General features: G+C 65.8%; 12 protein-coding genes. 9 read left to right on the top strand and 3 right to left on the bottom strand.

Translation table 11 applies throughout. The annotated features are described in order from the left end of the window. The first annotated feature begins 43 nt into the window (after positions 1-43). The 5 genes from BBX35_RS19530 to BBX35_RS19510 all read left to right on the top strand — a co-directional run bounded on the left by BBX35_RS19530 (position 44) and on the right by BBX35_RS19510 (position 16,588). Positions 44-14,050, top strand: coding sequence for an S-layer family protein (locus BBX35_RS19530; protein WP_067223664.1), 14,007 nt, complete (start codon positions 44-46; stop codon positions 14,048-14,050). Positions 14,051-14,371: 321 nt separating this feature from the next. Beyond that, entirely contained in the window at positions 14,372-14,872 is a 501-nt protein-coding gene (locus tag BBX35_RS19525) for a phage tail protein (protein WP_067223661.1), read from the top strand. A 34-nt stretch (positions 14,873-14,906) separates the two neighbouring features. Beyond that, on the top strand, positions 14,907-15,434 hold the full coding sequence (locus BBX35_RS19520) for a phage tail protein (RefSeq protein WP_067223659.1): 528 nt from the start codon (positions 14,907-14,909) through the stop codon (positions 15,432-15,434). A gap of 10 nt (positions 15,435-15,444) precedes the next feature. Further along, positions 15,445-15,975, top strand: a complete 531-nt coding sequence (locus BBX35_RS19515) for a phage tail protein (RefSeq protein ID WP_067223656.1) — start codon at positions 15,445-15,447, stop codon at positions 15,973-15,975. Positions 15,976-16,009: 34 nt separating this feature from the next. Next, complete coding sequence (locus BBX35_RS19510) at positions 16,010-16,588, top strand: GNAT family N-acetyltransferase (protein ID WP_083206449.1); 579 nt, start codon at positions 16,010-16,012, stop codon at positions 16,586-16,588. 51 nt (positions 16,589-16,639) lie between these two features. On the opposite strand, the gene BBX35_RS19505 is transcribed toward BBX35_RS19510, so the two are convergent. Then, positions 16,640-16,963 (bottom strand): DUF6916 family protein, encoded by a 324-nt coding sequence (locus BBX35_RS19505; RefSeq protein ID WP_083206448.1) that lies wholly within the window; start codon positions 16,961-16,963, stop codon positions 16,640-16,642. Further along, positions 16,960-17,379 carry a hypothetical protein gene (locus BBX35_RS19500; protein ID WP_141687898.1) on the bottom strand — a complete coding sequence of 140 codons (420 nt, stop codon included), beginning with the start codon at positions 17,377-17,379 and terminating at the stop codon, positions 16,960-16,962. Before BBX35_RS19500 ends, BBX35_RS19505 begins: the two co-directional genes overlap by 4 nt. Before the next feature lie 172 nt (positions 17,380-17,551). Between BBX35_RS19500 and BBX35_RS19495 the strand changes: the two genes are divergently transcribed. Next, entirely contained in the window at positions 17,552-18,319 is a 768-nt protein-coding gene (locus tag BBX35_RS19495; RefSeq protein ID WP_067223650.1) for a SapC family protein, read from the top strand. A gap of 101 nt (positions 18,320-18,420) precedes the next feature. Here BBX35_RS19495 and BBX35_RS19490 read toward each other — a convergent pair whose 3' ends face one another. Next, positions 18,421-18,963, bottom strand: coding sequence for an invasion associated locus B family protein (locus tag BBX35_RS19490; protein ID WP_067223648.1), 543 nt, complete (start codon positions 18,961-18,963; stop codon positions 18,421-18,423). 423 nt (positions 18,964-19,386) lie between these two features. On the opposite strand from BBX35_RS19490, the gene amt reads away from it, so the two are divergent. The 3 genes from amt to BBX35_RS19475 all read left to right on the top strand — a co-directional run bounded on the left by amt (position 19,387) and on the right by BBX35_RS19475 (position 24,510). Then, positions 19,387-22,635: an ammonium transporter gene (gene amt, locus BBX35_RS19485; RefSeq protein WP_208979883.1), complete on the top strand. Its 3,249-nt coding sequence runs from the start codon at positions 19,387-19,389 to the stop codon at positions 22,633-22,635. 103 nt (positions 22,636-22,738) lie between these two features. Further along, complete coding sequence (locus tag BBX35_RS19480) at positions 22,739-23,347, top strand: TetR/AcrR family transcriptional regulator (RefSeq protein WP_067223642.1); 609 nt, start codon at positions 22,739-22,741, stop codon at positions 23,345-23,347. Then, entirely contained in the window at positions 23,344-24,510 is a 1,167-nt protein-coding gene (locus BBX35_RS19475) for an efflux RND transporter periplasmic adaptor subunit (RefSeq protein ID WP_067223640.1), read from the top strand. Before BBX35_RS19480 ends, BBX35_RS19475 begins: the two co-directional genes overlap by 4 nt. Positions 24,511-24,538 lie beyond the last annotated feature (28 nt).

Below are 24,538 nucleotides of genomic sequence, written 5' to 3'. Positions count from 1 at the left end.
CGCCCAGGCCGGAACGGAAGCCGCTGCCTTCCTCGAAGGGTTTATGCCCGTCGGACAGGATGGGGACAGCCTGGTCTTCCTCGACCTGCGCCTCGACTACGGCGAGAATGCCCGCGGCTCCATGTCGGTCGGCTTCGGCGCACGCGAGCTGGTGTCCGACAATCTGGTGATCGGTGCCAATGCCTTCGTCGATGTCGTGCGCACCGAAAACAGCGAATACCACCTCGGTGCCACCATCGGCCTCGAAGCCTTCACGTCCATTTTCGACCTGCGCCTGAACGCCCATATCCCGCTGGGCGGCAAGAAGGTGCTCGACAGCCGGGCCGTGACCACAGGCGTCAACGTCGTCGGCAACCAGCTGGTGGAGCAGCGCGCGCAGATCGAGCGTACGGAAGGCCTTCTCTACGGCCTGACCGGCGAGCTCGGCGCCCTCTTCGATTCGCCCTTCTCCGACAGCCAGAAACTGCGCACCTATGTCGGCGGCTACGTCTACGACCGCGGCGGCTACAAGATGGAGACCGGTGCGCGCCTTGGTCTGGAGTACCAGATCAACGACGCCCTCGGCCTGTCCGGCTCGCGTCTGACGCTGGGTGCCGAACTCGTCTACGACAAGGACGACGAACTCGACGCGATCGCCTCCGCGCGCTTCCGCATGCCCCTCTATGCCGGCCAGACAGCCGACGGCGAGGAGACCCGCTCGCGCCTGTCGCCGATCCGCGAGCGCATGGGCGAGGGAATCCGTCGCGACAAGGGCATCCGCTCCGCGACCCGCGCAAGGTCCAACGCTCTCGCCAATATTCCGGTCGTGAACCCGACGACCGGCCGCGTCTACGGCGGCATCTACTACGCCGACCGGACCGGCGGCGGCACGGGCAGCTTCATCGACCCGACCAGCCTTTCCGCGGCCATCACCAGTGCCGGCACCGACGGCATCGTCGTGGTGCTGGGCGATGACGGCACGGTCACCACGACCGGCATCACCATGCAGTCGGGCCAGCTGCTGCTGGGCGGCGGCGAAAGCGTTGCCGTGCGGCTGTCGAGCGGCCTGACCACCAATTTCCTGACATCGGGTACCGCCGGCACCATCGACGGCGATCCGGGCATCACCACCGTGACGCTGGCCGACGAGGTCGTCGTCCGCGGGCTGACCCTGCAGGGCGGCGCCACCGTGATCGGCGGCAACAACGTCTCCGACGTGACGCTGTCGAACCTGTCGATCCAGAACGCCACCGACGGCGTCAGCATCACCGGTGCGACCAACGCCTCGCTGAGCGGCCTCACCTTCAGCGGCATCACCGGCACCTCCATCTTCCTGAACAACGAAGCCGCGACCCTGTCGAACATCACCATCGACGGCGGCACCAACGGCATCTCCATCGCCAACAACACCGGCACGACCCGGCTGTCGACGATCAACATCTCCAACGTCACCGGGGATGCGCTGTCCTTCGACAACAATGGCGGCATCATCAACGTCGCCAACCTGACGGCCACGAACACCGGCGACGATGCGGTCGTCATCACTGGCGGCGGCACGTTCAACTTTACCGGCTCGACGACGATCGACGGCCTCGGCGCGGGTGCGTCCAGCGACGGCTTCGACCTGTCCGGCACCACCGGCGCGACCATCACCACCAGCCATGTCGACGTCACCGGTCTGGGCGGCGGCACCGGCCTCAACCTTGCCGGCGGCGACGCGACGGTCACCATGGCGAGCCTCGACGTCACCGGCACCAACGTCGCCGGCTCGCGCGGCATCGACCTTTCCGGCACCCAGAACGGCCGGACGGTGACCATCACCACCGGCGGCAACATTTCCGGCGTCGATACAGGCATCGTGCTGGGCACCAACGGCGCGGCGGGCACCGCAGCCGACGCCATCTTCACCTTCGGCGGCGGCATGGTCGCCGGCAACGTGTTCGCGCTGGACGGCATCGGCGTCCTGTCGGGCACCGGCAGCTACGGTTTCGGCACGACGGGCTTTACCGGTGCCTTCAACTTCGACATCAGCAGCACGCAGAACTTCTACGTCTCCGCCAGCGGCACGGGCGACGGCTCGTCCACCAGCAATGCCGCCTCGATCGCGACGGCCATCGCTCAGGCCGGCAGCCTCGGCGCCGTCAACTTCATCCTGATCAACGACGGCTCGGCCATCGACACGTCGGGCCTGACCTTCACCCTCGCCAACGGGCAGAGCATCGACACTTTCGGCGACGGGCGTACCTTCACCGAGGCCGGCTATCTCATCCCGCTGAACATCACCGGCGACAACCTGCCGACCGGCGGCGTCACCATCACCGATCCGACGGGCCTGGGCGCGGCAACGCTGACCAACTCGTCCGGCGGTGTCGCGACTCTGTCGCTCGCCAACGGAAACGCGGTCCGCAACATCACGGTCGGCAATGCGGCCGGAAACGCCATTTCGGGCTCCGGCATTGCCGGCGTCACCCTCAGCGGCGTCACCTCGACGGCCGGAATCTCGCTCGCCAACACGTCCGGTTCGGTCATCCTCACCGACGTTTCCGTGAACAACGGCAGCGGCACCGGCCTCTCCCTGTCGGGCAATGCCGGCACCGTCACCGGCACCAATGTCGACATCACGGGCGTGAATTCTCTCGCGGTGTCCGGCGGCAATGCCGCCGTCACCTTCGACGCCGACAGTTCGATCGCCAATACCGGCGGCACCGCCGTCGCGATCACCGGCCGCATCGGCGGCAGCTTCAGCCATTTCGGCTCGATCTCGTCGAATGGCGGCACCGCCTCCGGCATCACCATCGCCGGTGCGACGGGCGCCAGCAACGTCACGTTCGGCGGCCAGGTCTCGCTCGGCACGACGACCGCGCTCGGCGGCGGAAGCGGCCTCAGCCTCGACAACAACGGCCAGTCGTCGGTCGTTGCCTTCTCCGGCGGGCTCGACATCATCACCGCCGGCTTCGACGCACTTGCGGCGACCGGCGGCGGCTCGCTCAACATCTCCGGCGGCTCGATCTCCGCAACCGGCGGCAGCGCGGCTACCATCGGCGGCGGCATCGCCACCGATATCACGTTCTCCAGCGTCACCAGCAGCGGTGCTGCGGGCGACGCCCTGTCGCTGGCGCTCGGCACCGGCAGCAGCTTCACCGTCACCGGCGCCACGACTCTGTCCGCAATGGGCGGCGACGGCATCGACCTGTCCGGATCGACCGGCGGCAACTTCAGTTTCGGCGACGTCGACATCACCGATCTCGGCGCAGGCACCGGCCTCAACCTTGCCGGCGGCGATGCGACGCTCACCATGTCGAGCCTCGACGTCACCGGCACCGGTACCGCCGGTTCGCGCGGCATCGACATTTCCGGCACGCAGAACGGCCGGACGATCACCATCACCAATGGCGGCAACATCTCCGCTGTCGCCACCGGCGTCGTGCTCGGCACCAATGGCGCGGCAGGTGCGGCCCCAAGCGCCAACTTCACGTTCGGCGGCGGCAGCATCTCGGGCAGCAACTATGCCCTCGATGGCATCGGCGTAAATGCGGGCGACGGCACCTATGCCTTCGGCTCGACCGCCTTCACGGGCGGGTTCAACTTCGCCGTCAACCTCTCGAACAACTACTATGTCGCCGCGACGGCGACCGGCACCGGCGACGGCTCCTCCACCGACAACCGCGCCTCCATCGCCACCGCCATCGCGATGGCCTCGACGCTCGGCACGGTCAATTTCGTGCTGATCAACGACGGCTCGGCCATCGACACCTCGGGCTTGACCTTCACGCTGGACGACGGCCAGACCGTCGACACGTTCGGCGGCGGGCGCAGCTTCACCGAATCCGGCTTCATCATTCCGGCCAACATCACCGGCACCAACCTGCCGGCCCCGGGCACGAGCGTGTCCGACCCGACCGGGTTCGGCGCGGCGACGCTGACCAATACGGGCGGCGGCGGCGCAACGCTCGCACTCGCCAATGGCAATGCGATCCGCAACATCATCATCGGCAGCTCGGCCGGCAACGCGGTCTCGGGCTCCGGCATCGCCGGCGTCACCATCAGCGGCGTCACCTCGACCGCCGGCATCGACCTCACCAGCACCACCGGCGCGGTCACGCTGACCAACCTGGCGATCTCCAACACAAGCGGGTCGGCGTTGTCGCTGGCCGGCATTGCCGGCACTGTCACCGGCACCAATGTCGACATCACCGGCGTGAACTCCCTTGCCGTGTCCGGCGGCAACGGCGCGATCAGCTTCGACGCCGGCAGCTCGGTCATCAACAGCTCGGGCGCCGCAGTCGCCATCACGGGACGTGTCGGCGGCAGCTTCAGCCATTTCGGATCGATCTCGTCGAACGGCGGGACCGCGTCCGGCATCACGATCTCGGGCGCAACCGGTGCCAACAGTGTCACCTTCGGCGGCCAGGTCTCGCTCGGCACGACGACCGCGCTCACCAGCGTCGGCGTGAGTGTCGACAACGGCGGGACTGCGTCCACCATCGCATTCGACGGCGGTCTCCAGGTCGTGACCTCCACGGCTGCCGCGCTTGCCGGCACGGGTGGCGGCACCTTGCGGATTTCCGATGCGGGCACGGAAACGCTGTCCACGACGGACGCGATGGCACTCAGCCTCTCCGGCATGGCCGTGGACATCACGCTGGACGAAGTCAACGCGATCAACGCGAACATGACCTCGGTTCTGGCGCAGAACCTCGACGGGTCGTTCGCCGTCAACGGGGGCGCGCTTTCCACCGTTGCCAGCGGCAGCTCGTTCAACAGCTTCAACGTCATTCAGAACGATGCCGGCGCAACCCGCGCATTGTCGCTTGCCATCGACAATCTGACCATCATCCACGAAGCGTCCGGTGCGACGTCCCTCCCCAGCGAGCATGGCATCGTCGTCACCACCAGCGGTGATGACAGCGCCGTCGTCGCGATTTCCAACTCGACGTTCCAGACCGAGGACAGCGGCGTCCGCATCATCGGCAACAACGGGCTGATCACCGTCACCGACTTCGCCAACAACACGCTGCTGGGTTCGGCCACGGCCTTCGATCCGAACCTTTTTGCCAATGGTGTGAACTTCCAGGGCGTCACGTTCGATTCCGACCTGTCCACCGCAGGCCTGCAGGCCGTCAACGGCGGGACATTCACCGCCGGCGCTCCGGGCCTTGCCGTCAATCACGGCATTTTCTTCGACAGCACGGCTGGCGCGAATATCGGCCGGATCGACTTCACCAACTACAACGTGAACGCGGTGAACCAGGCACTCTCGCTGGGATCGGGCAACCCCGGCCTGACGGTCGGGATCGCCGACGGCGAGGTCACGGCCGGCCAGATCCGTCTCGGCACGGGCTTCGGCGTTGCAAACGGCGACATCACCCTGTCGAGCCTGACGATCAACAACCAGTTGTTCGCAAACCAGTTCGCTGGCTCGTTCACCGTTACCGGCACCACCACGATCAATGCCCCGGAGACGTCGACAGATGCCGGCGGCGGTTTCGTGATCCGCACGGCCACGACCGGCATCTCGGTGACGAATTCTGCCGCCGCCTTCAACTTCAACACGTTGACTGTCACGTCGGTACCCGGCGCCAACACCACAACCGGCGGCGCCACGGTCGGCATCAACCTTGCCGGCAATAGCGGCACGTTCACCGTCACGGGCACGACGACCATCTCCGACACGGTGGAAGATGCGATCCGCATCACCGATACGAGCGGAGCGATTTCCTTCGGCCGGACGGTGATCAGCAACCCGCATGCCACCCCGATCTTGGCAGGCACCCCCGTCCCGGCAATCGAGGCGCGCAGCGCCGCCATCGACATTTCCGGCACGATCACCGGCGACATCTCGTTCGACGAACTCGACATCACGCTGAATTCACCGGAGTCCACCGGTGTCGAGCTGACCGGCGCGACGATCAACGCCACCGTGAGCGCCGACACATTCACCGTCTCCGGCAATGGGTCCACCGGAACCGTCGCGGTCGATCTGCGCGGGGCGCTCGGAGGCGGCACCGTCCGTCTCGGCGACAGCGCGGCCGGCGGCAGCTCGAGCTCGATTTCCGGCGTCCACACCGGCGTCTTCCTCAACAGCGCGACCAATCTCGACTTCACCTATGGTGACGGCGAGGATGCCGTCGACACGGGCTCGACGATCTCCGCGACGGTCGCCATCGATGCCGGCAGCGCACCGGTTGCCGGCACCTACAATTTCCGCGACGTCGCCTTCTCGACCAGCCCGGGCAACGGCTTCAGCCTCGGCCGGATCTACTTCGTGGATTCCGATGGTGCGGTCGGCGGCGGCGACGGCTCCGGCTCCGACGCCTCCAACCCGATGACGCTGGCGGCCGCCGAGGCGGCCATTGCCGCGGGCGACATCATCGTCCTGATCGACAATGGCAGCGTGATCACTGCTGCGGGCAGCAATGCCAACGATACGCTCAACCTGCTGGACAACGTGCAGCTGCTGAGCTTCGGCGACGGCGCCGGCGGCAGCCAGGCGCTGGCGGTCAACATCACCGCGCCCCCGACCATCCTGTTGTCCGCGGCCGGCATCAACATCGCCGACCCGACGGGCAACGGCGCTGCGACGCTGACCACCACCGCCGGCAACAATGTCGTCACGCTCGGTTCCACCGGCAACCGCCTCTCCGGTCTCATTCTCGAAGGCAACGGCACCGCCACGCGCGGCATCTATGGCGCCGGCACCACCAGCAACACCGTGATCGAGCGCTCGCTGGTCAGAAACTTCGACTTCTACAGCGTCGATATCGCGACCTCGGCCAACACCACGATCGACGGTGTCACGTTCTCCGGCAATTTGGGCGACCTGTTCCTCGGCGGCAGCAATGCGACGCTGCGCAACATCACGGCTACCGGTGGTTCAGGATTGGGCGTGAACGCACCGATCCACCTCATGAACCTCACCGGCACCACCACGCTGGAGAACATTTCTCTCACTTCGGGTGCCGGAGGACTGAGGTTCTCCACTGCCGGCGGCACCATCAACGCCACCAATGTCGATATCGCCGGGTCCATTTCCGGCGCCGCGATAGAGATCTCGGGCAGCAGCACCGGCAATTTCAACTTCGATGCCACCAGTTCGATCAATATCACGTCGGGCAATGTGCTCTCGATGAACGATATGAGCGGGGGCAGCTTTACGCATGCCGGCACCGTGGTCGCCAATGGCGCAAGCACCAGCGGCATCACGTCCGCCAATGCGAACGGTGCCCATTCCGTATCCTTCACAGGAACGGTGGATCTCGGCTCGACCACGTCGATCGGCGGCTCCGGCCTGTTCATCAACAACAACGGCCAGGCGGGCACGTTCAACTTCGCCAACCTGGTTCTCAATGTCGACGGCGGTGCCGGCATCGTCATGCAGGGCGGCGGCTCGCTCGGCATCGCTTCGGGCAGCATCAACGTAGAGGACGGCGTGGCGCTCAATCTCGCCGGCACCGGTATCGCCGCCAGCGGTATCAACCTCTCCTCCATCACCAACACCAACAGCGGCGGCGTGGGCATCGGGTTGACCAACGTCTCCGGCGGCGCCCTCACCGTCTCCGGCACCACGACGGTCAGCGGCACCTCCTCCTCGGCCATCTCGCTGGCCGGCACGTCGTCGAATGTCAGCCTCGGCGCGGTCGACCTGACGCTCGCCAGCGGCAACGGCCTGCTGCTCGACAACAATTCCGGCACGCTGACCACCGGCGACATGACCATCGCCATGGGCACCGGCGGCAACGGCATCCGCGCCACCGGTACCAACGGTGCCATGACCTTCGGCAATGTCGACATCACCGGTGTCGGCGCCTCGGCGACGGGCCTCAACCTGTCGGGCGGCACGTTCGACGGCGAGATCACCTTTGCGACGCTCGATATCACCGGCACCGGCCAGGCCGGGTCGCGGGGCATCGATCTCACCGACTACACCAACAGCCAGGACGTGGTGACCACGGGGTCCGGCACGATCCAGGGCGTGCAGTTCGGCGTCGACCTGACCAATGCCAATATCGCCGACGGCGTGCGGTTCCAGTACGGCGACGGCTCGGCGCCAGTGGCCAGCACCATCGACACCTCGGCGGTCGCCGGCAACATCGCCATCGTCACCACCGGCGTCACCGCGACCGGCGAGTACGATTTCGAGGACGTCGGCTTTGCCACGAGCAACGTCACGAACCTCCAGGGCGCCAACTACTTCGTCGTCGACACGAACGGCACGTCCGGCAACGGTACGTTCTCCGATCCCGGTACGATATTCCAGGCGATGTCCTCCGGCGCCGATGTGATCGTGCTGGTTGATGCGACGACCGGCGGCGTGCAGCAGACCATCGATCTCAGCACTGCATCCCTTACTCTTTCGGACGGCCGGGCACTGCTCGGCATGGCTGGCGGCGACAGCGTCGACCTCACGACGCTGGGCATTGCCGCCGGTGGCGCACCGGCGAGCGTCCTACTTACCGGTATCGCGTCCAATTCGACGATCACCGCCCCGGGCAGCTTCGACACGGTGGTTCCGATCCTGACGTCGGCGGCAACCGGCGCCACGGTGCTGATTTCGGGATCGGTAACAGTCCAGAATGTCTCCATCGCCAATACCAGCGTCAGCGGCCATGGCATTGGAGTGGGCTTGAACGCGGCATCGAACGTCAACATCCGTTCCAGCTCGATCTCGACAGCCAGCTTCTTCTCCCGCGCCATCTACGCGTCCACTTCCGCCGGTGCATCGGAGCTAAACCTGTCGGATGTGACGCTGACGGGCGGCCTGCTCCTGGATGGCTCGGGCGGAGGCTCGCTGACGGCGACGGCTACCGGCACCAACACGATCACCACTTCGGGAGCCAGGGCGCTGGATCTCACCTCGGTCGCCATCGGTGCCGGAAATTTCACGTTCGACCAGATCACCTCGACCGGCAATCTGGCGGGCATCGCACTCGACACGGTGTCGGGTGCCGGCGGCATCACCATCCAGAACGCGAGCTTCAACCGGTCGGGCACCACCACGACGGACGTGGTCTCGCTTACCGACCTGACCATGGCGGGCGCTTTCACGCTCGCCAATCTGGACATCGATTCCACCAGTCTCGAGAACATCGCCGGTGTGCGCACCAGCGGCACCAGTACCTCGACGATCAATATCGGCACCGGTGCGAACGGCGTGACCATCGACGACACCCAGTTCGGTTTTCTGTTCAACGGCTCGCACGGCGCAGTGAACATCGGCACCGCGGGAACGGGCGTGCAGATCTCCAGCCGCGGCTCGGCGATCTCGTTCAACAACAACAGCACCGGCACGTTCGAGGTCGGCCATGCGGGGGCGACATCCACGATTGCCGTCAATGCAGGCAGTTCGCAGGCCTACGGCATCGGTTACCAGACCTCCGATGCCACGGTCACGGTCACGAACATCGACATCAACGGCACCGGCACGGACACGCTCTCCAACGGCATCCAACTCGTCGACAATGATGCGGTCGGCTCGTTCACGCTGGCCGGCACCAACACGATCGATGCGACCGGCGGCAACGGCGTCTTGATCCAGAACGCGAACGCCTCGATCTCCGGCCTGACGCTCGGCGCGTCCGCGACCGGCGCGGTGGACGACATCAGCGGCTCCGGTATCCTCATCAATCAGACCGGCGCAATCTCGAACACCGTGACGCTGTCCGACATCGTGATGGGCGCAGGCGGAAACGGCGACACCGGAGATATCTCCGGCGCCGGCATCCGCATTGCGTCGATCGGTACCGGCGTCCTGACCTTCAACCTCACCGGCACCAACACCATCCGCTCGACCGGCCAGGCGCTCGATGTCGAGGAATTCGGAGCTGGGACCGCCAACAACCTGCTGCTCTCCATCGACAACACGACCTTCGAGAGCGCGGCGTCCGGCGTACCCACCGTTCAGATCATCGGCCAGAACGTCTCGACCACCGAAAGCTCGCTCGGCATCCGCTCCTTCTCGGGCAATACCGTAATCGGCAACGGCACCGGCGGCGGGATCCTGTTCCAAGGGGTCGACTTCGACGGCGACGGCGCAGGCGGCGCCGTCGCCGGCGGCACGCTCGATGTCGGCCAGGGCACCGGCAATCGCGTGGCTGGCGACGGTGTTTCGTTCATCGACACGACTGGCGAACTCGGCTTCACCACGCTGAACATCTTCAACAATGGCGGCACCGGTCTCGAGGTCGATACCAAGACCAACGGCTTCAATACCGTCTTCACGCTTAACGGCGGCGGGTCCGGCACGATCGATACCACCAACGGCACGGCGCTGTTCCTCGATCCGCTGACGATGAACCTCAGCTTCGGCACGGTGAACTCGACCAACGCGACCGGTTCGGGTGTCTATGTCGAGGGCGGCAACGCGACCGCGGCCGGCAACAACGCGCTGACCATCGGTACGCTGAACGTTACCGGCGCGAGCACTGCCGGCCTCCTGATCACCAACTCCGTCGGCACGTTCACCTTCGGCAACACGGTGATCAACAATGCCGGCACGACGGCCGGCGGCATCGACATCGATGTCACCAATGGCGACACGCTGAACGTCAATTTCACCGGTAATCTCGACATCGACACGGCGTCCGGCACCGGTCTCGACGTGCAGAGCTCGGGCGGTTCGACGGTGACGATGCAGACGGCAGCCGCAGGCACCGCATCGGTCAATACGACGACCGGCCGGATCATCAACACGAGCAATCTTCTGGCCGGCGCGAGCGGCATCAACTTCGATACGCTCGCAGCCTCCGGCACAGTCACGGGCACCGCAGTGTCGCTGGATCTCGATGCCGGCGCGTTCTCGGGCGGCTCCTTGTCGGTGGCCGGCACAACCGGCGGCCATGGCGCACTCGTTAGCGGCAACGGCGGAAGCATCAGCTTCGACAGCGCCACCATTTCCAACGTCGCGAGCGGCTTTGCAGGTATCGTCGACCAGCATCTTGGGTCCGTTACCTTCACAACGGTCGACATCTCCAACAGCGAGACCGGCGTCTTCACCACCGGCATCGGCACTCTCAACATCCTGGGCGGCACGATCAGCGTCACCGGCCTTGACGGCAACGACCGCGGTGTGTGGATCGGCGGCGGCAACGGCACCACCAACATCGCTGCAGACATCACCCAGAATGGCGTCGGCCAGGCCGTCTATGTTCACAATGTCTTCGGCGGCACGACCACCTTCTCCGGCGACATCACCTTCTCGGGCGGCGGCGCGAACGGTATCACCGCCGAAAACAACACCGGCGGCACCGTCACCTTCTCCGGCCTGAGCACGCTTGCCACCGGCGCGAATACGGCCGTTCAGCTCATCGACAACACCGGCTCGACGATCAACTTCACCGGCGGGCTCGACATCGACACCACGTCCGGCACCGGCTTCTCGGCCACCGGCGGAGGCACAGTGAGCGTTTCCGGCGGCACCCGGACCATCAACACGGCGACCGGCCGCGGCATCGTGATGAACTCCGTCGCGGTCGGCGCGAGCGACGTCTTCTTCAACACCGTCGCTGTGTCCGGCACGTCCAACGGCAACTTCATCGACCTGCAGAATGTCTCCGGCGGCACTTTCCGTGTCGCGGACACGAGTGTGTTCGATGTCAACGGGACCGGCGTGCGGATCGCCAATTCCTCGGCGGACTTCATTTTCAACGGCCTCGTCCTCGGCAACACCGGCACGCCGGGTTCGATGACCTACGGCATCGATCTCGACGGCAACTCGGGTTCGTTCACCACGACCGCTTCGAGCATCATCTACTACGCCCAGGATGCCGGCATCCGGATCACCAACGCCCAGTCGACATTCGTCGCCGATTTCCAGGCGCAGATGGAGACCTCCAACCGCAACGATCCGACCTATACGGCAGGGGGCGGCGGCCTTCTCCTGCAGAACAACAACGCGGCCTCCCAAACCACATTCACCAGGTTCGTCCATACGGACTTCCAGCGGAACACCGGAGGGGGTACCACCACCGCCAGCGGCCAGGGCATCGATGCCGATAGCGGCGGCATCCTTACCATCCTCGGCGGCAGCGTGAGCACCAACAACGCGCTCGGTGCAGGTGTCGCCTCGATCGACATCCGCAACACCGCGACAAACGTCACGCTCAACTCCGTGGCCGTCGACAATGACGACTTGGGCGAGAGCGGCGGCGGCATTTATCTCGAAAACAACACCGGCAGTTTCACGCTCGAGGCGGCGTCCCAATTCGGGGTAAGCAATTCGACCGCTCTCTATGCCAACGATGCCGGCACCGTAACGCTCGGCAACGTCTCCGCCTTCAACATCTCGTCTTTCGGCGGCGGCCGCGCGCTCGACATCCGCAATACCGAGATGAACATAACGCTCGGCACCATCAACAATCCCGGCAGCCCGGGTTCGGCGATCAGGCTCAGCGACGGCACATCGGGCTCTCTGACGACCGGCAACCTGAGCCTGAGCAACGCGGCCGGTACGGGGCCGACGATCCTCATCTCGGACCTGGTCGCAGGGAGCTCCGTGACGTTCGGCGGCAGCGCTGCCGTCACCAGCGGTGCCAACACCGCCGTGTCGCTCGCCAACAATGCGGGGTCGACGATCAACTTCAGCAATGGCGGGCTCGTCATCAACACGACGTCGGGAACCGGCTTCCTGGCCACCGGCGGCGGCACCGTGACGGTCACGGGCACCGGCAACACCGTGGATACCGGAACGGGCACCGCCGTCCAGTTCGTGAACACCCAGTTCGGCGCGGCCGGCGTGACCTTCCAGTCGATCAACACCAACGGCGCCGTCAACGGCATCGTTCTGGACAGCACGGGGAACACCGGAGGCTTCGCGGTCACCGGATCGGGCTCGACTCTGGGCAGCGGCGGCACGATCCAGAACTCCACCGGCAGCGGCATCATGCTGACCAACACCTACAACGTGGCGCTGACCAACCTCGACATCACCACGACCGGGGTCCACGGCATCTTCGGGTCCATCGTCACCAATCTCGACCTGACGCGCGTCCGTATCACCGATGCCGGCAACGCGGCAGACGAGAACGGCATCTTCCTGCAGAACCTCCGCGGAACAGCAGCAGAAGGCCTGGATAGCCGCTTCGACAGCGTCACCATCACCGGCGCCGCAGATGCAGGTATCGATATCGCCAACAGCACGGCAACGGCCTCGGGCGACACGTCCAATCCGGACCTTCTGACCATCGTCAATTCGACGATCTCCAACTCGGGCGTCCTCGGCTTGCTCGCCCAAACGAGTAACACAGCGGGCAACCTGCGCATCGACATGTCCGGCTCGACGCTGACCAACAACGCCTCGCGCGGCGTCGCTGCAAACGCCAACAACGGCAACCTGCAGCTCAACCTCACCGGCGGCAACCAGCTTGTCCCGGGCGGTGGCGGCACGCAATTCGTCGGCGTGGCGGGCACGGCGACCGGCAACGGCCAGTTGTTCTTCAACATCACCGGCAACACCATCACCCAGGCCGGCACCGCCGGCACGGGCCCGGCGATCATCGCGCTCAACGCCAACGACACCGGTCGCCTGCAGGGCACGATCAGCGGCAACACGCTGACGACGACGACAGCGGCAGGAACGCCGATCGACGGCATCGTCGTCACCAACTCGGGCAGCGGCAACAATGCCGTCACCATCCAGAACAACAACATCACCATCAATGACGGCTTCGGCATCTTCGCCAGCGGGCGCGATGCAGGCACCGGCCGCCTCGATGTCCAGGTCCTGAACAACACGATCAACGTGAACGGCACCGACGTCGCCAATACCGGTATCGACCTGCGCAACCAGGGCACGGTCGGCCAGACGGTCTGCTTCCAGGTCCAGAACAACACGATCTCGACAGCCCCCGCCGGCAATGGCGACATCGTTATCGAGAACTCTGCCTCCGGCACGTTCCTGATCCAGGGTCTCGGCGGCACCTTCAACGAGGCGGCGGACTTCAATCCGGACACGCAGACGGTGGAGATCTTCCTTACCGGCCAGCAGTCTTCGGTGACGACAGGCAGCTTCATCAACCCGTTCTCGGCGTCCACGACCTTCGGCACCGGGACCTGCAACACGCCGACCGCTCCGTAGGCATCGATCGTATCACCGCCGCTCCGAAAGGGGCGGCGGTTTGCCTTTCCCGGAGCACTCGCCCCGCCTAACGTCGGGTTTCCACTGTGGCACCCGCCTCCCCGCTTTCCGGAAGCGCAATCCCAAAGCACATTTTATTAATTAAAGGTTGTATAATTCGCGATTAGGTAAATACTTTTCGCAATATAGTCGTGCTCTTTGCCCTTGATATCGACTGGAAATTGTCACAGGATCCGAGCGCAATCATTTTGGCCGGGCTTTTTCAAGACTAGTTTTTCCCGGTCACGGCTCGCGACGCACGAAAGCGCCTGGGAGGGCGGAATGTCAGAACCGTTTCTTGCGGAAATCAGGATCATGAGTTTCAACTTCCCGCCAAAGGGATGGGCCTTCTGCAACGGTCAGCTTCTGCCGATCAACCAGAACCAGGCTCTGTTCGCCCTGCTCGGGACGACCTATGGCGGCAACGGGACGACCAATTTTGCTCTACCCGATCTTCGCAGCAGGGTACCGGTGCATGTGGGAAGCGGGTTCACCCTCGGCCAGCGCGCCGGCGAGACAAGCCATACGCTGACGACACCCGAGATGCCCGAGCACAACCACCTGCCGATGGCTTCGGCAACGGCGGTCGACACCAACACTCCGACCAACAACTATCTCGGCAACAATCTCGGTCTGCTCTATGGGCCGCTTGCCAACTCGGTCACGATGTCGCCGAGCAGCCTCTCGAATGTCGGAGGCAGCCAGCCGCACCAGAACATGCAGCCGTTCCTGACGCTGAATTTCTGCATTGCGCTGCAGGGAATCTTCCCGTCGCCCAATTGAGCTTCACCTTTTCCCAAAAGCGAGGGAGGCCCTCATGTCCACGCCCTATATCGGCGAAATCCGCATGTTCGCCGGCAATTTCGCGCCACTCGGCTGGGAGTTCTGCAATGGCCAGTTGCTGTCCATCGCCGAGAACGAAACGCTCTTCAATCTGATCGGCACCACCTATGGCGGCGACGGGCAGAACACGTTCGCACTGCCCGACCTGCGCGGCCGTCTGCCGCTGCATTTCGGACAAGGCCCCGGCCAGCCGGCCTATGTGATGTCGGAATCAGGAGGATCCGAAGAGGTCACATTGACCCAGCAGCAGATCCCGAGCCACTCGCACATGCTGGTCGCCAACAAGGCGACGGGCACGGAAGCGTCGCCGCAGAACCACGTGCTGGCCTCGGCGGCTGCCGGAGATCCCTACTTCGCCTCGCAGACACCGCCGCCCTTCACCGAGTTGGGCCCGAATGCGATGCAGGTTACCGGCGGCAGCCAACCACACAACAACATGGCGCCCTATCTCGCCGTCAGCTTCATCATCTCGCTTTACGGCATCTATCCTTCGCCGACCTGAGAGGTTCACAATGTCCGATCCTTTCGTTGCGGAAATCCGCATATTCGCTGGCAATTTCGCCCCCAAGGGATGGGCGTATTGCGATGGTCAGCTGATGCCGATCTCGCAGAATACCGCCTTGTTCTCACTGCTGGGCACCACCTATGGCGGCGACGGCAAGTCGACCTTCGCGCTGCCAGACCTGCAGGGCCGCTCGCCCATGCAGCATGGCCAAGGGCCCGGCTTGAGCTTCCGACATCTCGGCGAGTCGAGCGGCAGCGAGACCGTGACGCTGCTCCAGATGGAAATGCCGCAGCATACGCACCGGGTTCAGGCCGTGGCGCGTAGCCAGTTCACTGTCGGCAACACCAACGCCGTCGAAGGCAACTTGCTGGCCTCTCCGCGTACCGGCAACCAGTACACGGCCGGGCCGGCAGGCGAGATGATGTCGCCCCAGTCGGTCGGCATGAACGGCGGCAGCCAGCCGCATAACAACATGCAGCCGTATCTAACTCTGACGTTCATCATCGCTCTGCAGGGCATCTTCCCGCCGCGCCCGTGACAACGCGCAGCATGCCGATGCCGGAGCGCAGGCCATGAGCGAACAAACCCGGGATTCGGACGGTTTCGACCGCCCGGATCCCGTCATATCGGCAGGCGATCCGCTGCCGGTCCTGCCACGCGCCGCCGCACTGGGGCTGGTCTTTCGGCGCATGAGGCCGGAAGCCGATCTGCTGTTTCTCTCTCGCCTCTACGCCTCGACCCGCGAGGACGAACTCGCGCCGGTGCCCTGGAGCGCAGAGCAGAAGGCCGCCTTCCTGGCGCAGCAGTTCCAGGCGCAGCACAGCCACTACATGCAGCACATGCCGCAGGCGGACTGGATGGTCATCGAACTGGCTGGCGAGCCTGTCGGGCGGCTTTATCTCGACACGCGCGAGAGCGAGCTGCGGATCGTCGACGTCGCGCTCATGCCGGCGCAGCGCGGCCGGGGCCTGGGTGGCGCGATCCTGACGGATGTTCTGGAACTGGCCGAGCGCGGCGGGCGCGGCGTCGGCATCCATGTGGAGCAGTTCAATCCGGCTATGCGCCTCTATCAGCGCCTCGGCTTCGTCAAATGCGGCGAGACGGGCGTCTATCACCTGATGCGCTGGGATCCGCCTGCGGCAGCCGGGTAGGCGCGCCGGCACTGCCTGCAGCGCACGCGACAGTGCCGGCAGCAGGCCGCGTCAGGTGAAGACAGCCTCGTAGAGGCAACCCTCCGCATCCTTGCCGACGGGCACCAGAAACAGCTCCAGCTCGGTCCGGTTCCCGGCGTCTCCCGCACCGATTTCCAGCCGATACATCCCCTGCTCGACGAAGGGGGCTTGCGGACCGCGAAAGACGACCGAGAAGGCGCCGCCGTCGCGCACGCCGGCGCCGCTGCCCATCTGCCGGATCTCATCGATGGACAATGCCAGCGACCCGTTGGCGGCCACCAGCAGCACCGGCTCGTTCCGCACCGTCTCGAAATCCGCCAGCGTCACCCTTGCAAGATCGCTCAAGCCGCTCATGCCTCTCCCTCGTGTTTGTCGGTCACGCTCCTGCGCGGCTGACGGCGCAGGCGCGGTATGGGGAAACGACCGAAGCCGAGGTCGATGACCCGTGCTCCCGGCGCTCGCGCCGGCCCTTCGGCCGGCTGCGCCAGCACGCTGCCGTTGCGAATGGCGTCCAGCGTCGCCTCGACCAGCGGCGCCAGGCCGCCCTGGTTCAGCGCACCGAGCATCAGCAGGGTGTTGGCCGCGGCCCCGTCGAAGTTCCAGCCGCAATCGATGAACTGGCAGCCTTCCAGGACCGGTAGCGGGCCGCCCTGATACAGCATCCGGCAGCCGCGGAAGATGCAGGCCCGATAGACCGCACCGTCCAGGCGAATGTCCTCGCCGCTGAAGCTGATGCCCGTATGGCTTTCGCCATCTGCTGCCATGCCCACCCCGTTTCGCTCCGGTCGCACGTCGTTTGAAGGACAATCTACCGTTGCCCAACCTTATTGAAGCCAGGATGGTCTAGGCAACCAGCCGTTGGACTTGTACAAGAAATTCGCTGCCCGGTCGTTGCGGGGCGGATACCATTCAACACAAATGCATAATCGAGGACGGACCAGCATGACCAGCACTCAGGCCGACACGGACACCCCGCGCCCGGCGCCGGGAGGGCCGTCCACCTTGCCGCTGTTCTACAGCCGGCCGGAAGCACTGCGCGCCGATCGCCACTGCGAACTCGGCATCGACCTCTCGCCGGACTACCGCTTCGCCGCCAAGACCCACGCGGTGCCGCTCAACGCCATCGAGTTCGGCATTGCGGCGCGCCACTATCCGATCGTCTTTGCCGCCGGCACAAATCCGCCGGCCGCCGTTGCCGTGCTCGGCCTTCGCCAGGACCGCAACCTGTTCGTGGATGCGGACGGCGCCTGGGCCGCCGACACCTATGTGCCGTCCTATATCCGGCGCTACCCCTTCATCCTGGCGCGCAACGACGAGGCGAGCGAATTCGCGCTCTGCGTCGACCGGGCCAGCGACAAGGTGCGAGCGGACGGCGAGACGCGCTTCTTCGACGGCGTGGAGCCGACCGATGCCGTGCGCAAGGCGCTCGACTTCTGCGCTGCGTTCCAACGCGAGACCCGCGAGAGCGAGGCCCTGATGCGCAAGATCGCCGAGCACGACCTGTTCGCGCCGAATGTGGGACGTTTCACCCTGCCGGATGGCGAAGTGCTCAACGTCAACGACTTCAGCATCATCGACGAGGCGCGCGTCAACGCGCTGTCCGACGAGGCCTTCCTCGACCTGCGCAAGGCCGGTGCACTGCCGGTGATCTACGCTCATCTGTGGTCGATGCGGAACTGGGCCGATCTCGTCCGCCGCACGGCGGGCTGAGACGGCATACGCCGCATTGCCGCTTTTCCATGAAAAAGGGCAGGCCCGCGAGGACCTGCCCTTTTGATTTTGCGATCGCTCAGGTGCCCGAGCTTCGCCGATCAGTTGCCGAGCTGGCCGTAAGCGGAGGTAAAGCCGATCAGCGTCACCGGGATCGCGAGATCCTGCTGCTGCGCGGTCTTGAAGGCGACGATCAGGCGCTGGCCCTTCTTCATCGAGGCGAGCAGTTCGTCGCTGATCGCCGTGCCGGCATAGGCGCCGTTGGCATCGCTGGTCTGGATCGCCATGGCGACCGGCTCGCCCTCGTCGATGCGGATCTGGGTGCCGGCCGGCAGGAAGACACCGTGCGGCAGGGCCAGCACGAGGGCATGGTTCGGCGCGCCTTCGCGCGGCTCGACCACGACCGTCAGCAGCCGCTGGCCGCCTTCCTGCATGACGATGTTCTGCAGCGCCCGGCAACGCTTGGGCGCCTTGTCCGTTGCCTCCGAGCACTGGACAATCCAGTTGGGCGCCGCAGCTCCGCCTTCCGCAGGCTTGGGGGCCGCATCCTGCGCGGCGGCCAGGCCGAGGCTTCCGGTGATAAACAGGACAGCAAGTGCGGCTTGGCGGGATGCGGAAAGGGCAAGTCGAAGATCAAAGCGCATGTGCGGATTATCCGTGAACTGGAGCGGCCCGTCGAACGAGCGGTTGCAATCGGTGCGCGATCCTAAAGCATCGCGAGCGAAAGTGAAGCCCGCTCTATCGGATCGTCCCGCCGGGACGCAGGGGCACGCGCGGGCGATGCCGCCTCGGCGGATCACCGCCCGGGCGCTGGTTCGCGAAACTGCCGTTAAGGCATTTTTACGCTGCAATGCAGCACACCAGAACAGATCTTCGCGCGACAAAAACCCGACGACAAAAAGAACAATCGCCACAGAGATTTGGCGAGCATGACGCTTCAATCAGTTTTTAACTGCTGGTTCCTAAGCTTCGGCAAACAAAGGGCAGACGGGAGCCTGGCGGGGGTTATGGCGGCACAAGATTCATCGGTTCGGCATCTGAGAACGATCGGTTTTGCCGCCGCGGTCGTGCTTGTTGCGACACCCGTCGCCGCGTCGACGCAAGATGCAACGGGCCTTGCTTCGCTGCACCGCACCCTGGATTTCGTCTGGGTCCTGCTGGCCGCTGGACTGGTGCTGCTGATGCAAGTCGGCTTCCTGCTGCTCGAAGCGGGCATGGTCCGCTCGAAGAACTCCATCAACGTCGCCCAAAAGAACCTCCTGGACTTCACCTTCTCGGTTCTGGTCTTCGCCGGCATCGGCTTTATGTTCGCCTTCGGTCCCGGAACCGGCCTCGGGATCGGCTACGACCCGGCGCTCCTCATGCTCGGTGGTGTGGATTCCTGGGGCCTTGCCTTTTTCGTCTTTCAGGTGATGTTCTGCGGCACCGCGGCAACCATCGTTTCGGGTGCAGTGGCCGAGCGGATGCCGCTCGCCGCCTATGTCGCCTGTTCCGTCTTCATCGCCGGGCTGGTCTACCCGGTCTTCGTGCACTGGGCCTGGGGCAACGCCCTTGGCGAGAACAGCGGTGCCTTCCTCGCCAATGCAGGCTTCGTCGACTTCGCAGGTTCCACCGTCGTGCACGGCACCGGCGCTTGGATCGCGCTGGCCGCCTGCCTCGTCATCGGCCCGCGCATCGGCCGCTTCGATGCACAAGGAAAGCCGGTGCGCTTCCAGGGCCACAGCCCTGTCCTGGCGACCGCCGGCGCGCTGCTGCTGTTCGTCGGCTGGATCGGCTTCAACGGCGGGTCGACGCTGAAGGCCTCGCCCGACATCGCCCACGTCATCGCCAACACCGTTCTGGCGGCGGCTGCCGGCACCTGCGGCGGCTATCTCGTCGCCTGGGCGCGCGAGGGTGTGCTGCTGCCGGAGAAGGCGTTCTCCGGCATGCTGGGCGGGTTGGTTGCGGTGACGGCCGGCTGCATGGTGCTCGAGGCACCGGGAGCGCTGGCCATCGGACTGGCCGGCGGGCTGGCCGCCGTTGTCGGCATTTCGGTGCTGGAGAAGCAGTTGCGCATCGACGATGCGGTCGGCGCCATCGGCGTGCACGGCGTTGCCGGCGTCGTCGGCACGCTGGGCCTTGCCCTGCTGGCGCCGGTCGCGAACCTGCCGGCCGGCAACCGCCTCTCGCAGCTCGCGGTGCAGGCGGGCGGTGCGGCCCTCAACTTCGTCTTCGCCTTCGGACTCGGGCTTGTCTTCTTCCTCGTCTTGAAGCGCGTCATTGCGCTGCGGGTCGACCGGGAGGGCGAGATCCGCGGGCTCAACGAGGCCGAGCACGGCACGCGGCTGGGCATCGGCCATGTGGAGGATGCCTTCGGCCGGCTGGTCGAAGGGCGCGCCGATCTCAGCATGCGCCTGCCCGTGGAACCGGGCGACGAGGCGGAGCGGATGACGCAGCTGTTCAACCGGCTGATGGACTCGATCCAGAACGAGGAGCTCGCCCGCGGACGCAAGGCGGACCTGCTGCGGGCCGAGGAGGAGGCAGAACGGCTCACCGCGCTCGCCAACGCGACATTCGAGGCGATCGTCATCTCGGTGCGGGGACGCATCATCGACGGCAACCACGCGCTGGAACAGCTGATGGGCTGCTCGCTCGACGAGCTGAAGGGCACCGACATGCTCGGCCATCTTGCCGAGGAAGACCGCGAAAGGGTGCGCGAACAGTTGTCCCAGAAGGAAAGCGGTCCCTACGAGCTGCACGTCATCCATGCCGACGGGACCCGCATTCCGGTGGAGGTGCGTGCCCGCGAGGTGCTGTATCGCGGCGAGCGGACCCGGGTGTCGGCGATGGTCGACCTGCGCGACCGCAAGAAGGCCGAGCAGCATATCCGTCACCTTGCCGAGCACGACCCGCTGACCGACCTGCCGAACCGCACGGTGTTCTCGAACCGGCTGGCCGCGGTGCTCGCCGATGCCCGCCGGCGCGGCGGCTCGGCGGCGGTGCTGATGATCGACCTCGACCGGTTCAAGGAGATCAACGACGTCCACGGCCATCTGGCCGGCGACCAGGTGATACGCGCGACCGCCGACCGGCTGCGCGCACTCGTCCCGGCGAGTGACACGATCTCCCGGCTGGGCGGGGATGAGTTCGCGATCATCCAGCACCAGATCGCCTTCGCCAATCAGGCGGCCGACCTCGCGCATCGGCTGGTGCATGCCCTGTCGCAGCCCATCGACTGCGGCAACGGTCTGACGCTGCGCGCCGGCGCCAGCATCGGCATCGCCGTCAGCCCGCTGCATGGCGAAGACACGGAAATCATCGTCTCGCGCGCCGACACGGCCCTCTACAAGGCCAAGAATTTGGGGCGGAATACCTACTGTTTGTTCGAGGAAGGCATGGATGCTGCGCTGCGCAAGCGCCGGCTTCTGGAAGCCGACCTGGTGCAGGCGATCGAGCAGGAAGAGTTCGAACTTTACCTGCAGCCGCGGCTTGATCTGCGCAGCAGCGGGATAGGGAGTTATGAGGCGCTGATCCGCTGGCATCATCCGGAAAAGGGGATGATCAGCCCGAGCGACTTCATCCCGGTGGCCGAGCAGTCGGGGAGGATTATCGCCATCGGCGAATGGGTGCTGCGACGCGCCTGCGCCATCATCCAGGCGCATCCGGACATCCCGTGCATAAGCGTCAATGTCAGCCCGCTGCAATTCCGCGACAAGCACTTCATCGAGACCGTCCGCGATGTGCTGGAGACGACGGGCCTTGCCGCCGGACGTCTGGAGCTGGAAGTGACCGAGAACGTGCTGATCGACGACGACCGGCGCGCCCTGCAGATCCTCACCGCGCTCAAGGCGCTCGGCGTGCGCATCGCGCTCGACGACTTCGGCACCGGCTACTCCTCGCTCGGCTACCTGGCCCGCTTCCCCTTCGACGTGATCAAGATCGACCGCTCCTTCATCCGCGCCATGCGCAAGACGCCGAGCGCGCGCTCCATCGTGGAGACCATCGTCCGGCTGGGCGACGCACTCGGCATGAGCGTGGTGGCCGAGGGCGTCGAAGAGGCCGACGAGCTGCGGGTGCTGGCCGAAGAGGGCTGCAACGAGGTGCAGGGCTACCTGATCGGCCGGCCGGCCCCGCTGTCCGAACTGCAGACGCGGCTCGATCCCTCGACCATCGCCCTGCTCGTCGCCATGCGCTGCGCGGCGCCCGGCGCGGATGCCGACGAGAAGACCGCCGTCCCTGCCCTGCGCAGCACGGCCGGACGCATGCGCGACACGCTGACCTCGCGCGCACCGCATCCTTCCCGGCGCCGCTCGGTTCAGGTCCGCGGCGGCGACTGACGCGGTCCGGCACCGTTTCAAAACTTTGTGTTGCGCTGCAAAAAAGCTGTTGCATCCGCCCCTGTAGAATATATATCCATCCGGTTGGAAAAACGGGATCGGCATGGGACGCAAGCGGACAATCAAGCGCGACACGGTACTGGACGCGGCCGAACAGGTCGTGATGCGGGACGGTGCTGCGCGCCTGACGCTGGATGCGGTGGCCTGCGAGGCCGGCATCAGCAAGGCCAGCGTCCTTTACGACTACAAGACCAAGCAGGCCCTGATCAAAGCCGTCGTCGAGCGGCGGCTGGCCGCACATGCCACCTGCGAGCAGGAGGTTGCGGCGAGTTTCTCGGGCGACCCGGACGCGGCGATCCGCACCCGCATAGAGGTCGCCTCGCACCTGCTGACCGAGGAGGATCGGGCGGTGGCGCTCGGCCTGCTCGCCTCGCTCGCCCAGGATGCCGACCTGCGCGAGCCGATCGCCCGGACCTATGGCGAGCGAATCGCCCAGGTCACCGGACGTTCGCGCAGCCCCCGCGGCGCGCTGCTCGCCTTTCTCGCCATCGAGGGGCTGATGTCCCTCGAATGGCTCGGACTGCACGACTGGGCGCCGGAAGAGCGCGCCCGGATCATTGCCGAAATCGGCTGGCTCGTCGACCAGGTGCCCGCACCGGTATCCGCGCCCGCTTCCGTACTTTCCTCTTCCCCCGAGAGGTCGACCCGATGAAATCCAGACTGACCGCCGTGATCCTCGCCGCCGCGCTGCTCGCCGGCTGCAACGAGGTCGCCAGCAAGAACGAGGCGGGCGGCGCGCCCGCCATGCCGCCGACCGGCGTGAGCTTCGTCGAGCTCAAGGCCGAGACCCTGCCGATCACCAACGAGCTGCCGGGCCGCATCGCCCCGACGCGGATCGCCGAGGTGCGCCCGCGCGTCTCCGGCATCCTGGTCGAGCGCGTGTTCGAGCAGGGCAGCATCGTCCAGGAGGGCGACGTCCTCTACCGCCTCGACCCGGCGCCGTTCCGCGTCCAGGTGGCGAGCGCCCGCGCGACGCTGCAGCGCGCCCAGGCCGTGCAGCTGCAGGCCCGCCAGGAGGCGGACCGGCAGAAGGAGCTGCACGAGCGCCGGGTGACCAGCGTCCAGGCACGCGACAACGCCATCGCCTCGCTCGCCCAGGCCGATGCCGATGTCGCCATCGCCCAGGCGGGTCTCGACGCGGCCGAGCTGAACCTGCATTTCTCGGAGGTGCGGGCACCGATCTCCGGCCGCATCGGCCGTGCCCTGCTGACCGAGGGCGCGCTGGTGGATTCCTCCAGCGGCGTGCTGGCGACGATCCAGCAGCTCGATCCGGTCTATGCCGACTTCACCCAGTCCGCCAACCAGCTGCTGAGCCTGCGCCGCTCGCTGGAAGTCGGGTCGCTGACCGGCCCTCGCCCCGGCGAGGCTTCGGTCCGGCTGAAGCTGGATGACGGGCAGGAGTATCCGCAAAAGGGACGGCTGCTGTTCTCCGAAGCTGCGGTCGATACGACCACCGGCCAGATCACTCTGCGCGGCGAGTTCCCCAATCCGGATGGCGACCTGCTGCCGGGCATGTATGTCCGCGTGCTGATCGAGCAGGGCATCGAGCAGAACGCTCTCGCCGTGCCGCAGCAGGCGGTGCAGCGCAATGCCGGCGGCCAGGCGCAGGTCTATGTGGTCGGCGCCGACGACAAGGCGGAGCTGCGCTCCGTCGAAACCGGCCGCATCGTCGACACCCGCTGGGTGATCACCAAGGGACTGTCCGCCGGCGACAAGGTGATCGTCGAGGGCTTCCAGAAGCTGCGCCCCGGCGCGCCGGTCGCGGCGACGCCCTGGGAGGGCGCGCGCAAGACGGCCGAAGTCGCGGCCAACTAACCTGTCGGGACGGGCGGTTTCCCAAGAC

The sequence above is a fragment of the Stappia indica genome (assembly GCF_001696535.1).
Lineage (GTDB): Bacteria > Pseudomonadota > Alphaproteobacteria > Rhizobiales > Stappiaceae > Stappia > Stappia indica.
This window is presented reverse-complemented; position numbering and strand designations above follow the sequence as displayed.

Coding starts and splice junctions, on each gene's coding strand:
- BBX35_RS19530 (WP_067223664.1), top strand. CDS start 44: ATGCCCGTCGGACAGGATGGGGACAGCCTGGTCTTCCTCGACCTGCGC.
- BBX35_RS19525 (WP_067223661.1), top strand. CDS start 14,372: ATGTCAGAACCGTTTCTTGCGGAAATCAGGATCATGAGTTTCAACTTC.
- BBX35_RS19520 (WP_067223659.1), top strand. CDS start 14,907: ATGTCCACGCCCTATATCGGCGAAATCCGCATGTTCGCCGGCAATTTC.
- BBX35_RS19515 (WP_067223656.1), top strand. CDS start 15,445: ATGTCCGATCCTTTCGTTGCGGAAATCCGCATATTCGCTGGCAATTTC.
- BBX35_RS19510 (WP_083206449.1), top strand. CDS start 16,010: ATGAGCGAACAAACCCGGGATTCGGACGGTTTCGACCGCCCGGATCCC.
- BBX35_RS19505 (WP_083206448.1), bottom strand. CDS start 16,963: ATGAGCGGCTTGAGCGATCTTGCAAGGGTGACGCTGGCGGATTTCGAG.
- BBX35_RS19495 (WP_067223650.1), top strand. CDS start 17,552: ATGACCAGCACTCAGGCCGACACGGACACCCCGCGCCCGGCGCCGGGA.
- BBX35_RS19490 (WP_067223648.1), bottom strand. CDS start 18,963: ATGCGCTTTGATCTTCGACTTGCCCTTTCCGCATCCCGCCAAGCCGCA.
- BBX35_RS19480 (WP_067223642.1), top strand. CDS start 22,739: ATGGGACGCAAGCGGACAATCAAGCGCGACACGGTACTGGACGCGGCC.
- BBX35_RS19475 (WP_067223640.1), top strand. CDS start 23,344: ATGAAATCCAGACTGACCGCCGTGATCCTCGCCGCCGCGCTGCTCGCC.